Raw genomic sequence first — 21,912 nt, 5'->3', positions numbered from 1 at the left:
AGTTAGAGCACCTCCGGAGCCAGCGAAACGATCTTCATGAACTTCTTGTCGCGAAGCTCACGACCCACGGGGCCGAAGATACGGGTACCACGGGGATCACCATCAGTGTTCTTCAGGATCACTGCGGAGTTCTCGTCGAACTTGATGTAGGAGCCGTCGGGACGACGGGTTTCCTTCTTGGTGCGGACGACGACTGCCTTGACAACGTCACCCTTCTTTACGGTACCGCCGGGGATTGCATCCTTGACGGTTGCGACAATGATGTCGCCAATGCCTGCGTAGCGACGCGAGGAACCACCGAGAACACGGATGGTCAGGATTTCCTTCGCACCAGTGTTGTCGGCGACCTTCAGTCGCGACTCCTGCTGAATCATATTTCTCCTGTCGTCTCGCCGGTTCCGACTCGCTTTAGGCGCGAGCCAGCCTTGCGGAACATTTTTACGGGATTGGTTGACGCCCCGGGCCCCATCTCTGTGGAAGGGGTTAGCGGAAACGCCTGGGGCAAACCCATGCCAGAAGCATTTGGACCCGCGTGAAGCGGGCGTATCCACCCGTAAGTAGCGGCATTATGCACTGGCACGAGAAGCCCGTGGTTGCGTGGCCATTTGGATACAGCCACACAGTCTTAACACTGTACAGGAAGCAGGTATCTAGCGCAAGGGCTTGTTAACTATGATTTCGGTCTCTACCACCCTATTCACCAAGACAATGCATGTATCGGATGCCAAAAACCTCATCCCCCACATCAACACCGAGCGAGAAGGCGGCTTATTTGACACTTAAAGCAGGAGGCCCCTTCGTGTAGTTCCTGACGCATAAGAAACTGAAGGGGCCTCGAGAAATCTACCAAACAATGTGTCAAACAAGGATGGTAGATATTCATATTTTACTACGCTTTAATGCTTCTCCACGACAGACTTGCCGCAGCCTAGCGATAGGATCATCCCAGTCCTACTCCCCCACCCCGCTAGTGCGCGCACAAGGTTAGAGAGCGGCAGTGACTATTTTGGATATGCCAACTGCTCTTCGCTCTGCAGCTATGACATATATACTTTCGCAATACCATCACGAACGATAGGACGAGGTGCTTCTTCCGGACGGCTTTCTTCTTTCTTCCGCAGCCTCATAGTATTCGCCAGAGCGTGCATCCAGCACGCGGGGAACCTTAACGGCAGGGTATAGTCCCCGACCTTGTCCATAGCAATGACGCTATATTTTGTCACCCCTGCCCCCCCCCCAAAGCAGTGCTCTGAAAAAATCTGCTTAAAAATTTAGAAATTAAGGGTTGTTTTTTCAAAAATCAAGTTTTTTGGTAATAAACACGCTTCAAGGTGCGAAAATCAGCGAGATGTACCATAATAGAAGAGACGCATGCGTCAAATAAGAGGTTCGGTCCTTATCGGACAGATTTCTTGGGTCCCTTTTTCCTCGCTAATCCGTTTGTCTAGGGACCGAACCTCGCTTTGACACTAAACCCGCACTTCGGTGCGGGTTTTCTTTATATCTGAGGCGCTAGAACCCTACATTTCATTCTTTGGGGCTGTTAAATCGTCAAATATGGGCGAGCAAGTGCAGATAGGGTGCCCCCGCTACTACTTCTGCCCCTGGTCTAGGCCTTCCGCCTATATAACAGGCATATATGCAAACTGAAAGGGGCGGTACCCATCGCTTCGATGGGTACCGCCCCTTTCAATGTGTATCGGCAGTTTCAGAAAGTCAATCGGGTTCTTGAATATCTAGTAGATCCCGCTCTGCCTCTTTAGCTACTACCGAGCGGTAGTATCGTGGGCTGCCGTGGGGTACGGACTATGCCTTGCGGCGACGTGCTACCAGCACGGTTGCGCCAACGACCAGGGCAAGAACGCCAATTCCGGCTGCAATGACGACGCCCGAAGCACCGGTGTTAGCCAGTGAAGACTTCGAGGAGTTCGAAGAGGTAGAGCCGTTGCTGGAAGAGGTGACGTTCTGCGACGAAGATCCGGAGGTCTTCGGAGCAGCGTTGTCCTTCTTCTGGGTCTCGGAGTTCAAAGAATCCACGGGAGCCTTGGACTGGTCCTTAGCGTTTTCCTTTACCTGTTCCTTGGATTCTGCCGGTGCGGAAGGCGCTGCAGAGGGGTTAGTTACAGGTGCGTTAGCCGACTCGGATGCCTTCGGCTCCGAAACCTTCGGCGCAGGTGCCTGGTTTTCAACGCTGAAGGTGTACTCTACGGCAACGCCACCACGTACGTTATCGTTCTCTGCCAAGGAACCGGAGAGCAGGTAGATAGCAACGCTATCGCCGGTCTTCAGTTCTTCAGTCAGGTTAGAGTTTGCCACGGTGGGGCGGTCGATGGTTGCGGTGAAGTTACCGTTTTCGTCCGCCTTGATGTATGCCCAGATGCCTGCGCTATTGCCTTCAACGCCTTCGAGCTTGGGCTCTTCCTTCGCGGAAATAGCGCCCTTGTTCAGCTTGACGGCGATAACGGAGCCCTTACCGTCCAGAGTCTTGAAGCCTTCACCGCGGAAGGTCAGCTTCTGGCCGTCCCAGGTCTTGGGGAAGTAGACCTTAGCGCCGTCCTTGTACTCGTGCACAACCTCATTGGAATTTGCGCTTTCGGAGGGTGCCGGGGTGCTGGGTTCGGGCTTTGCGGACTCGCTCGGAGCCGGGGTGGTCGGCTCAGGCTTAGCAGACTCGCTCGGAGCAGGAGTGGGCGCATCACTATCAGGCAGGCTCAGCTTAGTGCCCGCGGGGTAAGTGGTAGTCACGCCAGAGGGAGCAGCAGAGACCTGGGTGGTTTCTGCCGGTGCGCAGGTCTCAGCGGTGTCTGCCTTCTTCTCTGCAACAGTTGCGGAGAGCGCTTCACCACCGCGAGGAGTGTCACCTTCAACAATGGAGCCGGAGAGCAGGAAGACCGAAACCTTATCGCCGCTCTTCAGGTTTTCCGTCAGGTTAGAGTTTTCGGTGGTCGGGTACGGCAGTTCAGCGGTGAAATTACCGTTCTCATCTGCCTGGATGTACGCCCAAACACCTGCGCTGTTGCCCTCAGCACCGTTGAACTTCGGCTCTTCCTTCGCGGAGATGCGGCCCTTGTTCAGCTTGACTGCGAGTACGGAGCCCTTTGAACCGTCCTGAGTCTTGAAACCTTCACCGCGCAGCTTCAGGGTTTCACCGGTGGTCCAGTCCTTCACGGCGTAGAGCTTAGCGCCGTCCGCGTAGGTCTTCACCAGTTCTTCAGAAGAAGTCTGTGCAGCAGGCTTCGCGGTGGTTTCAACGGTGGTGTTGATCTTCACCATGACGCCGGGAGTAATCGGGGAGTCTGCGTTGTCCTTGCCCTTGGGCTCGGTGCTAGAGGTGCGGTATTCGCCGGTGGTCTTATCGATGGTGTAGTCGGTTTCGATAGCGGAAGCGCCTTCGATGCTGCGTGCTACAGCGTATACGCTGCCGTCTGCAGCGACCAGAACATCATTTGCGCCGCTGGTCGCACCGGTAGACACCTGAGAAACAACGGTGCCGGTTCGTGCATCAACAACACCGACGTTGCCGGTGCCGTAATCGGTCACGTACAGCAGGTCACGGGCTTCGTCGGAGGCGAGAGCGAGGGCCTGGTTGCCGAAAGGAATGGTCTTCTTGTAGGCACCAGTTTCCAGGTCGTAGACGGTGATACCGGAGTTACTGCCCTTACGGTCACCCTGGGTGCTGACGTAGATTTCCTTCAGGGACTTGTCGATAGTGACGTCCGAGGGGTTCAGAGCAGCTTCAGCATTTTCCTTGTGCAGCTGAATGGTCTTCTCGACTTCGTAGCTCTTGGTGTCGATCACCTTCACGGTGCCGGCACTCAGGGAAGGCACGTAAAGCTTGCCGTCTGCGGAATCTACGTGCATGTTCATTGCAATGTCAGATTCGCCCTTGGCGTCAGTAAATTCAATCTTCTTGACCAGGGCGTGCCGAGTGGTGTCGAAGACACTAATGCCGCCGGAGCCAGATACAAAGACCTTGCCGCTGGAGGGGTCGATACGTACCTCGCGGGGGTGGTTGACGTCGCCTTCTGCGCTGCTCCAGATAATCCTGTTGGTCGCGGGATCGAAGACAGATACCTTGTTGACGCGGGTCTGGGTCACCCATACATATCCGGTTGCTTCGTCGTAAGCGATACCGTAGGGAGATTCAATCTGCTTACCGGTCGGTGCGGTAGCACCACGTGCGGTGAAGTCGGTGGTCGGGAACTGGTAGACAGTGGCAAGGCTCGGGGTGGATGCAACGTTCCAGGTGCCGACGCCACCGGTCAGAATCGGCGGGCGTCCGGAGGAGAAGGAAGTGTAGAGGGAGGAGGTTGCTGCCGAGTATGCCAGCTGGTACTGGCCGGGCAGGCCCTGGTACTGGGTAGCGCTCACTGCAATGTGGCGGCATTCCTCAGTGGAGTTCTGGGAGTTCCCGCCGGGAACGGATGCGGAGACGTTTGCCGCAAAGGTAGCAGGAACGGCAGCGAAAGAGCCTGCAACAACGGAAAGTGCGCCAGCAATGGCGAGCAGCTTACGTGAGGGCTTGGGCGAAGAAGTCATGATGATCCTCGATGATGTGTAGTGGTACTTCTCCAAAGGTCGTGCAACCTCCGGAAGGTGCAAAGCCACCCGACTGATTATTAGGCAAGGTTACGCTAAGCAACTATAAAGTTGATAATAAGTCCCTAATCAGGTTGTTTTCAAGTGTTGCTCATCGGATTCCGCAGTCCCCAGGCGCCTTACTCACGTATTACTTTTCATTTTTTCGCCCTAATTCCGCCTCCACATGCGTTTTCTTCTCTAGCAGCGTCTACTCATGGATTGCGCCATCAACGCGAGAGAAAAATATTGCTTTCTCGTATGACATATCAAGACATTTATGACAAATGTTGTCTTAGCGCCTGTTATTAGCCCGTGCCATAGGGCGCCTGCCCCGGTTTTTCCCGTACAAAGGTTAAAAGCAAAGAGCCCCTCTCCTACCGAAGTAGGAGAGGGGCTCTTTTACTGCTCTAGCAGAGAGTCATGAAGAGAGCTTACTTAGCCTTCTCGATGATCTCCACGATACGCCAGCGCTTGGAAGCGGACAGCGGACGGGTCTCTGCAATCAGAACGAGGTCACCGATGCCAGCAGCGTTCTGCTCATCGTGTGCCTTGATCTTGGAGCTACGGCGAACGACCTTGCCGTACAGTGCGTGCTTCACGTGGTCCTCGACCTCGACGACAACGGTCTTGTCCATCTTGTCGGAGACAACGTAGCCGCGGCGGGTCTTGCGGTAGCCGCGCTCTTCGTTCTTTACTTCACTCACTTGGACTCACCTTCAGTTGCGGGACGAATACCGAGCTCGCGCTCACGCAGCACGGTGTAGATACGTGCGATGTCGCGCTTGATAGTGCGGCGACGACCTGCGTTAGCCTGACCGGTGACTTCCTGGAAGCGGATGTTGAAGAGTTCCTTCTTCGCTTCGCTCAGCTTTGCAGCCAGCTCTTCGTTGGAGAGCTCTGCGAGCTTATCGATGCTCAGGTCCTTGGATCCTACTGCCATCTCGCTTATTCACCACCTTCGCGGCGACGCACAACACGTGCCTTCATCGGGAGCTTGTGGATTGCCAGGCGCATTGCCTCGCGAGCCACTTCTTCGGACACACCGGAGAGTTCAAACATGACTCGACCCGGCTTGACATTTGCGACCCACCACTCGGGCGAACCCTTACCGGAACCCATACGGGTTTCAGCAGGCTTCTTGGTCAGCGGACGGTCGGGATAAATGTTGATCCAGACCTTACCGCCACGCTTGATGTGACGGGTCATTGCGATACGTGCAGCCTCAATCTGGCGGTTGGTCACGTATGCGGGCGACAGGGCCTGAATGCCCCACTCACCGAAGCTAACCTCGGTGCCGCCCTTTGCGAGACCACTACGCTTGGGGTGGTGCTGCTTGCGGTACTTTACTCGACGGGGAATAAGCATTTATGCCTCACCGTTCTCTGCAGTCTTGGCCTCGACCTTTGCCGAAGCGTTCTCGTTGCGGCGCTCGCGACGAGGACCACGGTTGCCCTGGCGGCGGCGGTCACCATCGCGGCGGTTGCCACGGCGGTTGTTTGCTGCCTGCTGAGCTGCCAGCTCCTTGTCGGTCAGGTCGCCCTTGTAGATCCAGACCTTCACGCCGATGCGACCGAAGGTGGTCTTAGCCTCGAAGAAGCCGTAGTCGATGTTCGCACGCAGGGTGTGCAGGGGCACACGGCCTTCGCGGTAGAACTCGGAACGGGACATTTCAGCGCCACCCAGACGGCCGGAGCACTGGATACGGATACCCTTTGCACCTGCACGCTGTGCGGACTGGATTGCCTTCTTCATTGCACGGCGGAATGCAACACGCGATGCGAGCTGCTCTGCGATGCTCTGTGCAACCAGCTGAGCGGAGAGGTCGGGGTTAGCAACCTCGAGGATGTTCAGCTGAATCTGCTTGTTGGTGAGCTTCTCGAGCTCGCCGCGGATGCGGTCTGCTTCTGCGCCACGGCGGCCAATCACGATACCGGGACGAGCGGTGTGAATGTCCACACGCACGCGGTCACGGGTACGCTCGATCTCGACCTTTGCAACGCCTGCGCGATCCAGGTTCTTAGCCAGCAGCTCGCGGATCTTTACGTCCTCGCGGACGAAGTCAGCGTAACGCTCGCCGGGCTTGTTGGAATCAGCGAACCACTTGGAGACGTGGTCAGTGGTGATGCCCAGTCGGAAACCGTTCGGGTGAATTTTCTGACCCATTTAGCGGTCCTCCTCCTTCTCCGGGGTAGCAACTACCACGGTGATGTGGCTGGTGCGCTTGTTGATTCGGTATGCGCGACCCTGAGCGCGGGGCTGAATGCGCTTCATGGTCGGGCCCTCGTTCACGAATGCTTCGCTGATGAACAGCTCTTCCTCGCGGAAGGGCAGACCCTGCTGGGTTGCCTTCTGACGAGCGTTAGCTACTGCCGAAGCAACGATCTTGTATACCGGTTCCGAAGCTGCCTGGGGGGCGAACTTCAGAATCGCCAGAGCCTCTTCCGCCTGCTTACCACGGATCAGGTTGACGACACGGCGGGCCTTCATAGGCGTAACGCGAACGAAACGCGCTGATGCCTTGGCTTCCATTGCCTATCTCTCTTTCGTCTATTGCCGAAAGGGAAACGTTAGCTTATCGGTGTGAACCGATTAGCGACGCTTGCCCTTACGGTCGTCCTTCACGTGGCTGCGGAAAGTGCGGGTCGGAGCAAACTCACCGAGCTTGTGACCAACCATCGACTCGGTGATGAACACCGGCACGTGCTTGCGACCGTCGTACACTGCGATGGTGTGACCGAGCATGTCGGGGATAATCATCGAGCGACGCGACCAAGTCTTGATTACGTTCTTGGTGCCCTTCTCGTTCTGAGCTGCAACCTTCAGGTAGAGGTGCTGATCAACGAAAGGGCCCTTCTTCAAACTACGAGGCATGTTTCAGGCTCCTTAGCGCTTCTTGCCAGTACGACGGCGACGAACGATGAGCTTGTCGCTTTCCTTGTTGGGACGGCGGGTACGACCCTCGGGCTTACCGTTGGGGTTAACCGGGTGACGACCACCGGAGGTCTTACCTTCACCACCACCGTGCGGGTGGTCAACCGGGTTCATGACCACACCACGGACGGTCGGGCGGATGCCCTTCCAGCGGTTACGGCCTGCCTTACCCCAGTTGATGTTGGACTGCTCAGCGTTGCCAACTTCACCAACGGTTGCGCGGCAGCGAACATCCACGTTGCGGATTTCGCCGGAGGGCAGACGGAGCTGACCGTACTTGCCTTCCTTAGCAACCAGCTGTACAGAAGCACCTGCGGAGCGAGCCAGCTTTGCGCCGCCGCCGGGGCGGAGCTCGACACAGTGAATCACGGTACCAACGGGGATGTTGCGCAGGGGCAGGTTGTTACCGGGCTTGATGTCAGCTGCGGGGCCGGACTCGACGATGTCGCCCTGAGCGAGCTTGTTCGGAGCGATGATGTAGCGCTTGGAACCATCGAAGTAGTGCAGCAGCGCGATGCGAGCGGTACGGTTGGGATCGTACTCGATGTGTGCAACGCGTGCGTTAACGCCGTCCTTGTCGTGACGACGGAAGTCGATCAGACGGTACTGGCGCTTGTGGCCGCCACCCTTGTGACGGGTGGTGATGCGGCCGGTGTTGTTACGGCCGCCGGTCTTGTGAAGCGGACGAAGCAGGGACTTTTCCGGGGTGGAGCGGGTGATCTCGGAGAAATCAGCAACGCTCGAACCGCGGCGACCCGGGGTCGTCGGCTTGTACTTACGAATACCCATTTAGATATTTCTTCCTTCGTTAAAGTGGTCTCCGCGGGGCTTATGCCTGCGGACCGCCGAAGATGTCGATGGTGCCTTCCTTGAGGGTCACAATCGCACGCTTGGTGTTCTTGCGAGCGCCCCAACCGAAACGGGTGCGCTTGCGCTTGCCCTGACGGTTGATGGTGTTGACGGAAGCAACCTTGACGTCAAAGATCTTCTCGATGGCCTGCTTGATTTCCAGCTTGTTGGAATCGGTAGCGACCTCGAAGGTGTACTTACCTTCGTCGAGCTGACCGTAGCTCTTCTCGGAAACGACGGGAGCGATAATCACGTCGTATACAGACTTGGTGGAAACGCTCATTACTTAGCGCCCTCCTTCTTCTGAGCTGCAGCAACGAATGCGTCGAATGCTGCCTTGGTGAAGACCACGTCGTCAGAAACCAGCACATCGTAGGTGTTGAGCTGATCTGCGTACAGAACGTGGACGTTCTCCAGGTTACGTGCGGACAGAGCCACAACGTCCTCTGCACGAGCAATCACAAGAAGGATGTTCTTGCGCTCGGTGATAGCTGCGAATGCAGCCTTTGCAGCCTTGGTCGAGGGGGTTTCACCGGAGATGAAGTTCTCGACAACGTGGACGCGGTCGTGACGAGCGCGGTCGGAGAGAGCACCGCGCAGTGCAGCGGCGATCATCTTCTTGGGGGTGCGCTGTGCGTAGTTACGCGGGGTCGGACCGTGAACAACGCCACCGCCGGTCATGTGCGGTGCACGGATGGAGCCCTGACGTGCGTTACCGGTACCCTTCTGCTTGAAGGGCTTACGGCCTGCACCGGAAACCTCGCCGCGGTTCTTGGTCTTGTGGGTGCCCTGGCGTGCAGCAGCGAGCTGTGCAACGACAACCTGGTGCAGCAGGGGCACGGATGCCTGCGCGTCGAAAATCTCTGCGGGCAGGTCTACCTTAAGGGTCTTAACAGCCATGATGTATTAGGCTCCCTTCACAGCGGTACGAACCAGAACAACGCCGCCCTTGGGACCGGGGATTGCGCCCTTGATCAGCAGGACATTGTTCTCTGCGTCCACACCCTGGATAGTCAGGTTCAAGGTAGTGTGACGTGCTGCGCCCATACGGCCAGCCATGCGCATACCCTTGAACACGCGTGCGGGGTAGGATGCGCCACCGATGGAACCGGGCTTACGGTGGTTCTTGTGCTGACCGTGAGACGCGCCAACACCCTTGAAGCCGTGACGCTTCATAACACCTGCGAAGCCCTTACCCTTGGTCTTACCAACGACGTCGACCTTCTGGCCTGCTTCGAAGAGCTCAACGGTCAGTTCCTGACCGAGGGAATACTCAGAAGCATCTGCGGTACGCAGCTCGACGATGTGGCGACGGGGGGTAACACCGGCCTTCTCGAAGTGACCAGCCAGGGGCTTGGTAACCTTGCGAGAGTCGATTGCACCGAAACCGATCTGAACAGCTTCGTAGCCGTCAGTTTCCTGGTTACGGATCTGGGTAACAACGTTAGAATCAGCCTTGACGACGGTGACGGGCACGAACTTGCCGTCCTCGTCCCAGACCTGGGTCATGCCGAGCTTGGTGCCCAGCAGGCCCTTCACCTGGCGCTCGAATTTGTTAGTCATTAGATGCGATCCTCTACAGCTTGATCTCGATGTTTACGTCTGCCGGCAGGTCGAGACGCATGAGGGCATCAACAGCCTTGGGGGTCGGATCAACAACGTCGATCAGACGCTTGTGCGTACGCATCTCGAAGTGCTCGCGGCTGTCCTTGTACTTGTGGGGAGAACGGATAACACAGTAAACGTTCTTCTCGGTCGGCAGCGGCACGGGGCCAACTACAGTTGCGCCTGCGCCCTTTACCGTTTCGACGATTTTCCGTGCCGAAGAATCGATGACCTCGTGGTCATAGGACTTCAGACGGATGCGGATTTTCTGTCCCGCCATCTGTCGGACTCTCTTTCTTGATGTATTCCCTGTATCGGAGCTTTTGCCCCTTTGTTATAGCGCTTAAGGAACGCGATATATTCATCACGTGCGCCACTCAGAACGGACTGAATCCGGCTTTGCCGGGTTCCTCACCCCGCCTGAGTACCGACCCCCGAACTCGGGCGTGTCGCCTATTTTCTAGACATACTCGTCCCGTCATCCTTCGGACCGGGTCATACGTGGGCCTACCTTTAGTGCAGGTAGACGCTTTGACAACGTCGTCAATTCTCTCAGAGATAGAGCGCTTAAGCAATACAAACACGAGTTAAGTGCTTAAGAACACTTAACTGTCTTTGTCAATTTGAGGCACTTCCCTGAATGTAACTCTCAGGGAGCTTTCAATCTACTTTCAGTAAGTTCCATGCGCTTTATTGCTCTTAATAAAGCTTTTAGGTCTAAAGACTCTCGTATCGTAGAAGTATCACTACAGCCTAAGGAGAAACCATGTCTCAGCCGACACAACCTCATCAGGCATCCTCTAGCTCTCACTCTTCGTCTCAGAGCCCTCAGTATGCTCAGCCGCAAGGTCTCGGCTTGTACGTTCCCCCGTCCCTATCGAGTCCGTATCCTCAGCCTCCTGCGTATCGACGCCGGGTCAATGAGGATATCTTCCTCAATATTGTTCTGTACATCGGCTCGCTCCTGCTCATCGGCGCTGCAGGTCTTTTTGTCACCTCGGTGACTTCTTCTCAGGATGAAACGGCTATCTTCCGTGTCCTCGCAATGGCGCTTGGAGCAATTGTCTTCTACGGAGCCGGTCTGCTCACCTACCGTTTCGTAGAGCGCCTGCGTATTGCCTCCTACTCTTTTGCAGCAACGGGTCTTGCGTTTATTCCTCTGACCGGCGTTGCTATCTATGTCCTCAAGATTTGGACTGAAGGACGCTACATCTGGCTCCTCACGTCTCTGGTTGGCACTGCAGCTATTGTTGGAGCCTGCGCCCTCATGCGTAACCGTGTGATGGCGTACCTGCTGATTTCGTTCATCGTTTCGGACTCGTTGGCAGCTACGAAGGTGGCGGCTCTGCCTTTCGTTTGGTATTTCGTTTCTCTGACTGCCGTTGCCACTGTTCTGGGTTTGATTCTGCACTTTGCCCCGAATGCTGCCCCGAAGGGTATCCGCGAAGGTCTTGTTGATTCTTCCCGTATTTTCGTCCCGGCTACTGCCGTCGCCATTTTCTTCTTTACCAACGATCTGAGCTACACGGATGCAGGTATTGCCTTTGCGGTCATGTCTGTGCACGCCATTCTGTTCACCTGGCTGAACGGCACGGCGGATTACTACGCCCAGGCACGCATCTACCCGATTGCATCCATTCTCTCCTTCATCATGGACTCGGATCACGGCCCGTGGTTCCCCAGTATCTTCTTCGTCTCTGTTCTGGTTGTTAACCTGATTTCTGCCTACGTATTTATTCCTCGTCTGCAGAAGACTATTGCTGGTTCCGCTCCTGCTGCCGCTGAACAGTCCGAGCAGGTGCAAAGCACCCCGGCTATCCCCTGGGCGAAGGAAGCTCTTCACCAACCCGCTCGCAAGATAGAGTGGTTGCCGGCAATTGACGCATGCGTCGGCGTATTCTTCTCCTTCTTTGCTCTCCTTGATGCCTTCTACACTGCTCACGTCGCTGATAGCGTTACCTACGCAACGCGCTGGAGCACTTTCCTTCCCTATGCAGAGGGTAATCAAGGTGTCTTCCCCGCGCCCTGGGTTATTGGTGTCCTCTGCATTGTCAGTTTCTTGCTGTACCGCAAGGCAATTCAGCCTCTGGTGCTCATGAGTTTTGTAGCGCTCATCCCGGTCATTGGCATGTATGCTTCCCCTGGCAACCAGGGAACGTTCTACCTCTTCTTTGCCGCGGCTGTAGTCATCTATCTGGTCACTGCTAAGGCTCCCGAGGCACGTACCGCTGGAGCGGTACTGAGCAACATCGGTTATGCCATTGGTATGATTCAGCTCTTCCTCGCTCTCATTCCTGAGATGCAGACTTCTGAGTCGCTTTTGATGTTTGCGTTGGTCTGCGCCGCTATTGCGCTGCTGACTTTTGTCCTCTCTCAGGGCGTTGCAGTACAGAACGCAAGCTACCGTCTTGTAGAGATGTCGGTCTACCTCTTCTTGGGCGTTTTTGCTCTCTTCGTTGGGTACGTAGCTAACCATGCTGATGGCGGAGCACATGGCCGATTCTGGGTTGGTTTCCCGCTCTTCTCGGGTGCCGTCCTCTTCTTGAGCGTCCTGAGCGCTCTTATTCTGGCCCGCGCGCTACGACTTTCGGATGTTGGTTCCTTCCGCTCCACGCTTGTCATGTTTGTCCGTATCGCGTTCTACGCGACTCTGCTTATCGCGACGATTGGCTCGCGACACTACCTGCTGTACGACTTGCAGAAGGAGTACATTGCTGTAGCACTGCCAGCGCTCCTAACCGTCGTTTATGGTGCGCTTGGTTTCTTTATGCCGGTTGGCTCTTCGATTCGTTCGGAGCTACTCACCGTTGCGCGATTCCCCATCTGCTGGTCGGTCATTCTGCTCGCAATCACCGGCAATATGAAGGAATCGCTCGTAGACTTCCTCGTACTTGCACTGCTGGCGGTTCAGGCGCTGTGCAGCGTGCTACTCTATGCGTACTCCAAGCGAAACTACGAAGCATACGCGGCGGCGATTTTCTTCACCCTTGGTTCTGTCCTGAGCGCAGGCCGTTTCATTGGCGATTTTGATAATCTTCTGTTCGCGGTAGCAACTCCTGCTATCTTCATCGCTGTATGGGTGCTTGCCCTTATCTTCAGGGTCTCCCGCATGCAGATTGGTGCCTCCATCAGCATCACGACTTTCTGCATCGGTGCTCTGTGGAATCTCTTCAACACGAGGGAAAGCACAATGGAAATGACTCTTCTGGGCTACTACGCTCTGATTGCCGTCATCATCCTGTTCGTCCTGAAGGTCACGCTCCCGGTTGAGGTCTTCGGTGTGAACGCTAATGTTCGTCCGCGCATCGCTGTCCCGGTTGGTAATACGATGGTTGATTTGCCGATGCACGGCCCGTTGGGTGCCCCCTACGCGCGTTTCCTGTCTCGTCGTCCCCTGAGCCAGGGTATCTATGCACCGGTCAATACGCTGCTGATGATTCCCGCTCTGGCGACGCTGGGATTCTACACTTTCGTTGGGCTGGTTTTTGAGCCCAGGCAGGTGGAGCTCAACGCACTTCTCTGGGGTCTAGGCGCTCTGTCCTTCGTGTCTGTCACCAAGGCGAAGAACCTGCCGATCGTCTGCACCACGGCGTTCAGCCTCTTCATTGCCCGTCTGGTCATTGATTACTCGAAGTCCAATCCTCTGAGCGTCATTCTTGAGGTTGCTCTCCTGATTATGCTGGCTGTTGTGGCCGCCAAGGTCCTCAAGAACTTCATCGCAAAGAGGCCTGTAGATACGCAGGTATCGGATTCTCCTCTGTACTGGGCTTTGGGCCTGCAGGTATTCCTCACCCTGGTAACGTGGGCAGTTCCCGCTGACGGTCCGGATATCGTGGTGCTGGTACTCGGCATTGCCCTGACTCTCCTGAGCGCTCTGCTGCTCGACCGAGTCTGGACCTATATCGCAACTGCGCTAGTCACCCTCGACCTGGCAATTTTGCTCAACGGTCTGAACCCGCTGACTCTGCTGATTATCTCTATTCTGCTCATTGCCGGCGTTATCTGGCGTCTGTTGGTTCGACAGAACAAGGAGGATGCAGCAGCTCCGCACCAGGGTTCTGAGCAGCTTGAGGACTTCCCGCCGCCTCAGAATCAGCCGGTTATGTACCCTCAGAGCAATGTCCAGATGCAGCAGCCCCCGGCTCCTCAGCAAGGCTACGAGCCTCGCCACGAGGAAAACATCTAGCTATCAGCACGTATAGCTTCTATTCCTACGGCATTCTGTAGTAGGATTACCTATGTCCCTTCCGAGGGGCAGTCATTCGAATTGCGGTTCCCAGCCTTCGGGCTGGGAACCGTTTTTCTTTGGCCGCAAACCCTATTCGCATCTGCAACGTCTATCTCGCGTCCTTTTGCCAGCTCCTTGAAAGTGTGTGGGCGTTCAAGAACGGTAAGCCAATGACAGCGCATCTGTTCCCCTATGCCCTGCTACAGGTCTGAGGCACGGGTGTGCGATACTGCTACCGCTCTGAGGATTCCTCACCATTGGCTCCTCACCGCTGAGGATCCGATCTTCTCCCCTATCTTTTAGCGTGGGTTTCTGCCGCACAATAGCGCTGAGAGCTTGTTGAAGGGCGTCTATAGCGCCCAGGACGTGGTTACGAGGTTCTCCCAGCAGAGAGGGATATACCTGCCTCTTTGCTGCCTTCAGCAACCCACAAAAGGGCATAACAAAAGGACCCCCGCAGATGCGGGGGTCCTTGAGTATCGCTACCTGGTGGAGAGTTTCCCCTCCGGCAAATCTTTAGCGAATTGTCGTAAACTTACGGCAATTACTTGATGATCTTGGTAACGCGACCCGAACCAACGGTGCGGCCACCCTCACGGATAGCGAAGCCGAGGCCCTCTTCCATTGCGATGGGCTGGATCAGGGTAACGGTCATCTCGGTGTTGTCACCGGGCATAACCATCTCGGTGCCCTCGGGGAGGGTGATAACGCCGGTCACGTCAGTGGTACGGAAGTAGAACTGAGGACGGTAGTTGGAGTAGAAGGGGTTGTGACGGCCACCCTCATCCTTGGAGAGGATGTAGACGTTTGCCTCGAACTCGGTGTGGGGGGTGATGGAGCCCGGCTCCACGACAACCTGACCACGCTCAACATCGTCACGCTTCAGACCACGCAGCAGCAGACCACAGTTCTCGCCTGCCCATGCTTCGTCGAGCTGCTTGTGGAACATCTCGATACCGGTAACGGTGGTCTTCTGGATCGGGCGGATACCGACGATCTCGACCTCGGAGTTGATCTTCAGGGTACCGCGCTCTGCACGACCGGTAACAACGGTGCCACGACCGGTGATGGTGAAGACGTCCTCGATGGGCATGAGGAAGGGCTTGTCCTTCTCACGCACGGGGTCCGGAATGTAGGTGTCGACTGCGTCCATGAGCTCCTCGACCTTAGCAACCCACTCGGGGTCGCCTTCGAGAGCCTTCAGTGCGGAAACGCGAACAACGGGAGCGTTGTCGCCGTCGAACTCCTGCGAGGAGAGGAGGTCACGGACCTCCATCTCGACGAGGTCGAGGAGCTCTTCGTCGTCAACCATGTCTGCCTTGTTCAGTGCAACCAGCAGGGTGGGGACGCCAACCTGGCGAGCGAGCAGAACGTGCTCGCGGGTCTGTGCCATGGGGCCGTCGGTAGCTGCAACCACGAGGATTGCGCCGTCCATCTGAGCCGCACCGGTAATCATGTTCTTGACGTAGTCAGCGTGACCGGGAGCGTCAACGTGTGCGTAGTGGCGCTTCTCGGTCTGGTACTCGATGTGAGCAATGTTAATGGTAATACCGCGCTGGCGCTCCTCGGGAGCGGAGTCGATCATACCGAAGTCGCGCTTCTCGTTCAGGTCCGGGTACTTGTCAGCCAGAACCTTGGAGATTGCTGCGGTCAGGGTGGTCTTACCGTGGTCAACGTGACCAATGGTACCGACGTTAACGTGAGGCTTGGAGCGCTCGAACTTAGCCTTAGCCAAGAGTGTTCCTCCTAGAACGATTGAAAACATGCACGCGGATCTTCGCTCCGGCGCATCCCGTTATAAAACGGTCTAGCGTCTACAATAGCGGATTACGCCGCAGAGATGAAACTGTTCATGCTCTCAATAATGGATTTAATTGAAAATTTTGACGTGGGCCACAGGTTTTTAGCCCGTGGCCCACGGGTGAGACGCGAAAATTACTCGCCGCGGCTCTTCTGGATGATCTCGTCAGCGACGTTCTTGGGAACCTCGCCGTAGCTATCGAATGCCATCGAGAACACTGCACGACCCTGGGTCTTGCCACGCAGGTCGCCAATGTAACCGAACATTTCGGTCAGGGGCACGATAGCCTTGATGATCTTAACGCCGGATGCGTCCTCCATGGAACGAACCTGGCCACGGCGGGAGTTCAGGTCGCCGATAACGTCGCCCATGTACTCCTCGGGGGTACGAACCTCAACGTCCATCAGCGGCTCGAGCAGGACCGGGTTAGCGCGCTTAGCGCCTTCCTTGAAGACCATCGAACCAGCGATCTTGAACGCCATTTCGGAGGAGTCGACGTCGTGGTAAGCACCGTCGATCAGGGTTGCCTTCACGCCCACCATCGGGTAGCCAGCGAGGACACCGAACTTCATAGCGTCCTGGATACCAGCGTCGACCGAGGGGATGTACTCGCGAGGAACGCGGCCACCGGTGACCTTGTCCTCGAACTCGTACAGCTCTTCGCCATCCAGGGGCAGGGGCTCGAAGGAGACCTGCACCTTTGCGAATTGACCGGAACCACCGGTCTGCTTCTTGTGGGTGTAGTCGACCTTCTCGACTGCCTTCTTGATGGTCTCGCGGTAAGCAACCTGAGGCTTACCAACGTTAGCCTCAACCTTGAACTCACGCTTCATACGGTCAACGATGATGTCCAGGTGCAGCTCACCCATACCACCAATTTCGGTCTGACCGGTTTCTTCGTTCAGCGAAACGGTGAAGGTGGGGTCCTCAGCGGAGAGCTTCTGGATAGCGGTGGACATCTTCTCCTGGTCACCCTTGGTCTTGGGCTCGATAGCCACGAAGATCACGGGATCGGGGAAGGTCATCGACTCGAGAACAATCGGGTGTGCGGGGTCGCACAGGGTGTCACCGGTGGTGGTGTCCTTCAGACCGATTGCAGCGTAAATGTGACCTGCGGTGATCTCCTCAACAGGGTTCTCCTTGTTGGAGTGCATCTGGAAGAGCTTACCGATGCGCTCCTTCTTACCCTTGGTGGAGTTCAGAACCTGCTGGCCCTGAGCTGCGGTACCGGAGTACACACGGGTGTAGGTCAGCTGACCATAGAACGGGTGAGCTGCAACCTTGAACGCCAGTGCTGCGAAGGGCTCCTCAGCGGATGCCTTACGGGTCAGCTTCTCTTCCTCGTTGGAGGGGTTGGAGCCGACAACGTCCGGAACGTCCAGCGGGGAGGGCAGGTACTCGATCACAGCGTCCAGCATGGGCTGAACACCGCGGTTCTTGAATGCAGAACCACAGAGAACGGGGAATGCCTCACCGGAGATAACCAGCTGACGGATACCAGCCTTAATCTCGGGGATGGTCAGCTCGCCCTCTTCGAGGTACTTCTCCATGAGCTCTTCGCTAGCCTCAGCAACAGCCTCAACCAGCTCAGCGCGGTACTGTTCAGCCTTCTCAACCAGGTCAGCAGGAATGTCCTGAACCTCGTAAGAGGAGCCCATGGTCACGTCACCCTTGGCGTCGCCGGGCCAGACGTATGCCTTCATTTCGAGCAGGTCAACAACACCGAGGAAGTCGCTCTCAGCGCCGATGGGGAGCTGAACAACCAGCGGGCGTGCGCCCAGGCGGTCGATGATGGTCTGAACGGTGAAGTAGAAGTCAGCACCCATCTTGTCCATCTTGTTGACGAAGCAGATACGGGGGACATCGTACTTGTCAGCCTGGCGCCAAACGGTCTCAGACTGGGGCTCAACACCTTCCTTGCCGTCGAACACAGCAACTGCGCCGTCGAGGACGCGCAGGGAGCGCTCAACCTCAACGGTGAAGTCGACGTGACCGGGGGTGTCGATAATGTTGATCTGGTTGTCCTTCCAGAAGCAGGTGGTTGCTGCGGAGGTAATGGTAATACCTCGCTCCTGCTCCTGAGCCATCCAGTCCATGGTGGAAGCGCCGTCGTGAGTCTCACCAATCTTGTGGTTAATACCGGTGTAGAACAGAATGCGCTCAGTGGTGGTGGTCTTACCGGCGTCGATGTGCGCCATAATACCGATGTTGCGGACCTTGTTAAGGTCGGTGAACACGTCAAGTGCCACGTTATTCTCCCTAAATGAGATACTCCGAAAGCCTGCCGACTCGAATCGACTCGGCAGGCTCTAAACGGAGAATTACCAGCGGTAGTGTGCGAAGGCCTTGTTGGACTCGGCCATCTTGTGAGTGTCCTCGCGACGCTTCACAGCGGCACCGAGACCATTGGATGCATCCAGGATCTCGTTCATCAGACGCTCAGTCATGGTCTTCTCGCGGCGCTGCTTGGAGAAGCCAACGAGCCAGCGAAGAGCCAGAGCGGTGGAACGGCCGGGGCGAACCTCAACCGGAACCTGGTAGGTTGCACCGCCAACGCGGCGGGAGCGAACCTCGAGAGAAGGCTTAATGTTGTCCATAGCCTTCTTCAGGGTTGCGACCGGGTCAGAACCGGTCTTCTTCTCGACACCCTCCAGGGCACCGTAGACGATGCGCTCTGCGACGGACTTCTTGCCGTCCAGCAGAACCTTGTTGATCAGCTGGGTGACCAGAGCGGAACCGTAAACAGGATCGTTTACGAGGGGACGCTTGGGAGCGGGACCCTTACGAGGCATTACTTCTTCTCCTTCTTAGCGCCGTAGCGGGAGCGAGCCTGGCCGCGACCCTTAACACCCTGGGTATCCAGAGCGCCACGAACGATCTTGTAGCGAACACCGGGGAGGTCCTTCACACGACCACCGCGAACGAGCACAATCGAGTGCTCCTGCAGGTTGTGACCCTCACCGGGGATGTATGCGGTAACCTCGACGCCGCCGTTGAGCTTGACACGAGCGACCTTACGCAGTGCCGAGTTCGGCTTCTTCGGGGTGGTGGTGTACACACGGGTGCACACGCCACGCTTCATGGGGTTGCCCTTCAGTGCGGGCGCCTTGGTCTTAACGACCTTGGGAGTCCGGCCCTTGCGGACCAGCTGCTGAATAGTAGGCACGTTTTCTCCGTTGCTTGATCAGGTTTCTCGTTAGAGAAGCCCGTATAAACTTACTGGCCCCCATCACGTTGGATGGGTGCTCTCGGTTATCAGAAACGCTCGGATGCATATCCGGTTGGTTTCTATAGGTTCCTCGACATCTCGGCGAGTTCTCAGGGCTAAAATTCCCCACCATCAGAGGTGAAAAAGTTTTTGGGCACGCTTAAAAATGGCATTTAGGCGTCAGCAAAAAGCAACGCCAAAGGACGGTATCCATACTGCCATTGATTCATCATGCCCGTGCCCTCGGGAAATATCCCGCGTAAACCCACCGGGGGTGGATCCTTGTGCACCGAGCTCAAGTACTTCGGATAAGACTATACAGGTTAAATCCCGCTTAATCTAGCGCCAGAGCGGAGATTCTTTGCTTTTAAGCCCCCATCCAAGGGTAAAAGCTAATGATTTGCCTCACTTAAATTACATTGTTGGGATTCACCCCTCCCCTGCACCCTCTCTGAGGCGATCCAAAGCAGAAAGCCGCCAAGAATCACACACACGATTCTTGACGGCTTCAATACTTGCGGGAGGCGAGCACAGAACCGCGCCCGCCTCCCGCAAGAGAATATTCAGTTATAGGTCCGCCACAGCAGCTACTGGACTACGCCACCTGGAAGACTCGAGTCTGCCCCTCAAACGGGGTGATAGTCTTCGAATTCTTCTTAGCATTGCCGTAGTAGCGGATGCGGTACTGCCCCTTAGGAGTATTAGCCGGCACCTTCCAGCGAACCGTCACCTGAGACGCCGAAACGCCAATGCGCTTCCATTCAAAGAAGGTATCCGGGTTGTTATCGGCGGTGTAGTACTTCCAGGTATTACCCACACGACGCTCAATCACGAAATAGCTACCGTCGTGATGAATATTGTTATTCGGGTGAGCACCCGCAAAACGAGCAGTCACCTCTTCGCGGCCGGCAATAGCGTCCTGAGGCTGCTGAGTGACCTGGCCGTAACGCACACCGAACATGGGGGTATCGTAGACGACCTTACCCTGCAGACTCGCTACCGGGCGACGATCATTCGGACGGTCACCAATACTCAGAGGGGTACCGTTCTTCAGCGAGGTTCCGACAATATTAATGGTCTGGCGGAACGCGCTGGAGGTGTAACGACCGAAGAGGGTCGCGCCACCTTCATACTGCTGAGAGTCATATTCTTCAGGAGTCGTCACGTAGTGGTCGTAGGCGTTGGTGTAGCCCTGCAGAATAATATGCGATTCGGGAACACCGAAAAGCTTGGCAGCATCCTGGCGGTATTGCACACCTACCGCACCGGTGAACTCACCGGGCATACCCAGCAGGTAGTAGTCACCGAAGCGCATAATCTGCACCGGATACTTTTCCTGAATGATCGTTCCATTTTTTGCAGAGAAGAGAATACCCTTCGGCTGCTGGCAACGCGCCTGCGCGGCGCTCGGAGTGAACACCAAAGTACCCAGAATAGAGGGGCGACCAGAGCCTTCCTTATAGGCATCCCAGCCACCGCCGCCATCCTCAGTGGAGCCGGCACCAAACGAAGTACCCAGGAAGCCCTGGCAGGTGCGCTCATTATGGCCGCTACCGGTGTACTTGGCATCCACGTTCATACCCGAGAAATTGAAGTACGAAATACGCGAATCCAGACCCTTACCCACCGGAGTACCCGCGCTCTTGAGCTGAGAACGCACAGCATTAGCCTGCTTCTCACCCTGAATCTTCACATTCTTGAACTGGTCATTAGTGGGACCCTGACCAGGCCTCAACCAAGTATTCGGGGAAACATCACCAGCATTAGCATTTGCAAACGCCGCAACGAAACCATCACCGCTACCGGGAACATTGCGATCAACACCATGATCCTGAGTCTCCAGCAGATACTCCGCATAACCCTTGTTATCACTCGAAATCAGAGTATTCTTCGAGGTCAAAGACGTCGGATGAATCGCATACCAGTTCAACACCGCACGAGTCTTACCGTTGCGCTCCAGACGCAGAGTCATATTGGTCGGATCGGTACCGCCGGGCAGCTTAGAGCGAATCTCAGGAGAGTCCAGGTTGAACGCCTCGCGAGAACGGTTAACACCGACACCAGTCAGCTTTGAAGAAGAAATCGTCAGGTTACCGGGCGCAAGGTCCTTCGTCGCCTGGCGAATCGCCTTCAGTGACCCATCTACCTGTGCATTAAACGTGTCCTGATGGAAACCCAGAGTTGTAATGTTGTACAGGCTCTGGTGCGTGATACCGCCAGGAGTTGCGTGAGTGTGGGTTGCAGTAATCATAATGTTCGATTCATCGTACACAGAACCAAACTCAGCGCGGATACGCTTCACCAGCTCATCACGCAAAGACTGCCAACTGGTCAACGTATCGAGTACAACAATGAGGTTGCGCTTACCCGAGGCTCGATCCACAGCAATGAAAGCGCGTGCGTACTGGCGAGTATGCACACCGCTACCCTTCTGAGAGGTCTCACCGTAACCCATGAAGCCGACCTCACCGGGCTCACCGGTAATATCCGCCGCACCTGCACCAACCAGGTAGGGGGTAGCACTGGAGCGCTGAGAGGAAGGAGCTGCCGTCGCAATCTGGCCAGCGGGAAGAATTGCGGATGCCGCAATAAGGCACGCTGCACCAATGCGAGTTAGAGAATGCATGGGTGCTTTAAAGCGCGAAAAGACAGAGGAGCGCTTTTGCCCACCTGCAGTCGAGGAGGGATTCTGTTCAGATTCGTGAGGCT

The 21,912-nt window shown here is 56.1% G+C and carries 19 protein-coding genes; 1 reads left to right on the top strand and 18 read right to left on the bottom strand.

Annotation, left to right across the window (positions count from 1 at the left end):
* Positions 1-2: 2 nt before the first annotated feature.
* The 13 genes from rplN to rpsJ form a co-directional block, all read right to left on the bottom strand.
* Positions 3-374 carry a 50S ribosomal protein L14 gene (rplN, locus tag HMPREF2605_RS02415; RefSeq protein WP_005504986.1) on the bottom strand — a complete coding sequence of 124 codons (372 nt, stop codon included), beginning with the start codon at positions 372-374 and terminating at the stop codon, positions 3-5.
* 1,432 nt (positions 375-1,806) lie between these two features.
* Positions 1,807-4,539: an LPXTG cell wall anchor domain-containing protein gene (locus HMPREF2605_RS02410; protein ID WP_070846822.1), complete on the bottom strand. Its 2,733-nt coding sequence runs from the start codon at positions 4,537-4,539 to the stop codon at positions 1,807-1,809.
* A gap of 473 nt (positions 4,540-5,012) precedes the next feature.
* The gene (gene rpsQ / locus HMPREF2605_RS02405; protein ID WP_005508401.1) at positions 5,013-5,285 is read right to left on the bottom strand and encodes a 30S ribosomal protein S17; all 273 of its coding nucleotides are present in this window, start codon (positions 5,283-5,285) and stop codon (positions 5,013-5,015) included.
* Positions 5,282-5,521, bottom strand: coding sequence for a 50S ribosomal protein L29 (gene rpmC / locus HMPREF2605_RS02400; RefSeq protein WP_005504969.1), 240 nt, complete (start codon positions 5,519-5,521; stop codon positions 5,282-5,284). Before rpmC ends, rpsQ begins: the two co-directional genes overlap by 4 nt.
* 5 nt (positions 5,522-5,526) lie before the next feature.
* A complete protein-coding gene (gene rplP / locus HMPREF2605_RS02395) occupies positions 5,527-5,946 on the bottom strand; it encodes a 50S ribosomal protein L16 (RefSeq protein WP_005504968.1) in 420 nt (139 codons plus the stop codon).
* Complete coding sequence (gene rpsC, locus HMPREF2605_RS02390; protein WP_005504966.1) at positions 5,947-6,744, bottom strand: 30S ribosomal protein S3; 798 nt, start codon at positions 6,742-6,744, stop codon at positions 5,947-5,949.
* On the bottom strand, positions 6,745-7,110 hold the full coding sequence (gene rplV, locus HMPREF2605_RS02385; RefSeq protein ID WP_005504964.1) for a 50S ribosomal protein L22: 366 nt from the start codon (positions 7,108-7,110) through the stop codon (positions 6,745-6,747). It abuts the gene before it with no gap.
* Between the two features lie 60 nt (positions 7,111-7,170).
* Positions 7,171-7,452, bottom strand: coding sequence for a 30S ribosomal protein S19 (gene rpsS, locus HMPREF2605_RS02380; RefSeq protein ID WP_004005282.1), 282 nt, complete (start codon positions 7,450-7,452; stop codon positions 7,171-7,173).
* 12 nt (positions 7,453-7,464) lie between these two features.
* Positions 7,465-8,301 carry a 50S ribosomal protein L2 gene (gene rplB, locus HMPREF2605_RS02375; RefSeq protein ID WP_005504961.1) on the bottom strand — a complete coding sequence of 279 codons (837 nt, stop codon included), beginning with the start codon at positions 8,299-8,301 and terminating at the stop codon, positions 7,465-7,467.
* Positions 8,302-8,341: 40 nt separating this feature from the next.
* A complete protein-coding gene (gene rplW / locus HMPREF2605_RS02370; RefSeq protein WP_005504959.1) occupies positions 8,342-8,644 on the bottom strand; it encodes a 50S ribosomal protein L23 in 303 nt (100 codons plus the stop codon).
* A complete protein-coding gene (gene rplD / locus HMPREF2605_RS02365) occupies positions 8,644-9,261 on the bottom strand; it encodes a 50S ribosomal protein L4 (RefSeq protein WP_005504957.1) in 618 nt (205 codons plus the stop codon). The genes rplW and rplD overlap by 1 nt, the downstream gene beginning before the upstream one ends.
* A gap of 6 nt (positions 9,262-9,267) precedes the next feature.
* Entirely contained in the window at positions 9,268-9,924 is a 657-nt protein-coding gene (gene rplC, locus HMPREF2605_RS02360) for a 50S ribosomal protein L3 (protein WP_005504955.1), read from the bottom strand.
* A gap of 13 nt (positions 9,925-9,937) precedes the next feature.
* On the bottom strand, positions 9,938-10,246 hold the full coding sequence (rpsJ, locus tag HMPREF2605_RS02355) for a 30S ribosomal protein S10 (protein ID WP_004005287.1): 309 nt from the start codon (positions 10,244-10,246) through the stop codon (positions 9,938-9,940).
* A gap of 576 nt (positions 10,247-10,822) precedes the next feature.
* Between rpsJ and HMPREF2605_RS02350 the strand changes: the two genes are divergently transcribed.
* Positions 10,823-14,152 (top strand): Fe2+/Zn2+ uptake regulation protein, encoded by a 3,330-nt coding sequence (locus tag HMPREF2605_RS02350; protein ID WP_246828151.1) that lies wholly within the window; start codon positions 10,823-10,825, stop codon positions 14,150-14,152.
* A gap of 586 nt (positions 14,153-14,738) precedes the next feature.
* Here HMPREF2605_RS02350 and tuf read toward each other — a convergent pair.
* From tuf to HMPREF2605_RS02325, 5 genes are all read right to left on the bottom strand, one after another.
* A complete protein-coding gene (gene tuf, locus HMPREF2605_RS02345) occupies positions 14,739-15,929 on the bottom strand; it encodes an elongation factor Tu (RefSeq protein WP_005508397.1) in 1,191 nt (396 codons plus the stop codon).
* A 200-nt stretch (positions 15,930-16,129) separates the two neighbouring features.
* On the bottom strand, positions 16,130-18,244 hold the full coding sequence (fusA, locus tag HMPREF2605_RS02340) for an elongation factor G (RefSeq protein ID WP_049347282.1): 2,115 nt from the start codon (positions 18,242-18,244) through the stop codon (positions 16,130-16,132).
* A gap of 72 nt (positions 18,245-18,316) precedes the next feature.
* The gene (gene rpsG, locus HMPREF2605_RS02335; RefSeq protein WP_005504941.1) at positions 18,317-18,787 is read right to left on the bottom strand and encodes a 30S ribosomal protein S7; all 471 of its coding nucleotides are present in this window, start codon (positions 18,785-18,787) and stop codon (positions 18,317-18,319) included.
* Positions 18,787-19,161: a 30S ribosomal protein S12 gene (gene rpsL, locus HMPREF2605_RS02330; protein WP_005504939.1), complete on the bottom strand. Its 375-nt coding sequence runs from the start codon at positions 19,159-19,161 to the stop codon at positions 18,787-18,789. The genes rpsG and rpsL overlap by 1 nt, the downstream gene beginning before the upstream one ends.
* A gap of 637 nt (positions 19,162-19,798) precedes the next feature.
* The gene (locus HMPREF2605_RS02325; protein ID WP_070846820.1) at positions 19,799-21,829 is read right to left on the bottom strand and encodes a neutral/alkaline non-lysosomal ceramidase N-terminal domain-containing protein; all 2,031 of its coding nucleotides are present in this window, start codon (positions 21,827-21,829) and stop codon (positions 19,799-19,801) included.
* Between the last annotated feature and the right edge of the window lie 83 nt (positions 21,830-21,912).

The sequence above is a fragment of the Rothia sp. HMSC065C03 genome (assembly GCF_001837295.1).
In the GTDB taxonomy this organism is placed as follows: Bacteria; Actinomycetota; Actinomycetes; order Actinomycetales; family Micrococcaceae; genus Rothia.
The sequence above is the reverse complement of the archived record's forward strand: the minus strand, read 5'-3'. Positions and strand labels throughout refer to the sequence as shown.

Excerpts from the sequence above, each read along its gene's own strand:
- rplW (WP_005504959.1), bottom strand. The coding sequence starts at position 8,644 with ATGAGCGTTTCCACCAAGTCTGTATACGACGTGATTATCGCTCCCGTC.
- rplC (WP_005504955.1), bottom strand. The coding sequence starts at position 9,924 with ATGACTAACAAATTCGAGCGCCAGGTGAAGGGCCTGCTGGGCACCAAG.
- rpsG (WP_005504941.1), bottom strand. The coding sequence starts at position 18,787 with ATGCCTCGTAAGGGTCCCGCTCCCAAGCGTCCCCTCGTAAACGATCCT.
- rpmC (WP_005504969.1), bottom strand. The coding sequence starts at position 5,521 with ATGGCAGTAGGATCCAAGGACCTGAGCATCGATAAGCTCGCAGAGCTC.
- rplP (WP_005504968.1), bottom strand. The coding sequence starts at position 5,946 with ATGCTTATTCCCCGTCGAGTAAAGTACCGCAAGCAGCACCACCCCAAG.
- rplV (WP_005504964.1), bottom strand. The coding sequence starts at position 7,110 with ATGGAAGCCAAGGCATCAGCGCGTTTCGTTCGCGTTACGCCTATGAAG.
- rpsS (WP_004005282.1), bottom strand. The coding sequence starts at position 7,452 with ATGCCTCGTAGTTTGAAGAAGGGCCCTTTCGTTGATCAGCACCTCTAC.
- rplD (WP_005504957.1), bottom strand. The coding sequence starts at position 9,261 with ATGGCTGTTAAGACCCTTAAGGTAGACCTGCCCGCAGAGATTTTCGAC.
- rplN (WP_005504986.1), bottom strand. The coding sequence starts at position 374 with ATGATTCAGCAGGAGTCGCGACTGAAGGTCGCCGACAACACTGGTGCG.
- rpsC (WP_005504966.1), bottom strand. The coding sequence starts at position 6,744 with ATGGGTCAGAAAATTCACCCGAACGGTTTCCGACTGGGCATCACCACT.
- HMPREF2605_RS02410 (WP_070846822.1), bottom strand. The coding sequence starts at position 4,539 with ATGACTTCTTCGCCCAAGCCCTCACGTAAGCTGCTCGCCATTGCTGGC.
- rpsJ (WP_004005287.1), bottom strand. The coding sequence starts at position 10,246 with ATGGCGGGACAGAAAATCCGCATCCGTCTGAAGTCCTATGACCACGAG.
- HMPREF2605_RS02325 (WP_070846820.1), bottom strand. The coding sequence starts at position 21,829 with ATGCATTCTCTAACTCGCATTGGTGCAGCGTGCCTTATTGCGGCATCC.
- rplB (WP_005504961.1), bottom strand. The coding sequence starts at position 8,301 with ATGGGTATTCGTAAGTACAAGCCGACGACCCCGGGTCGCCGCGGTTCG.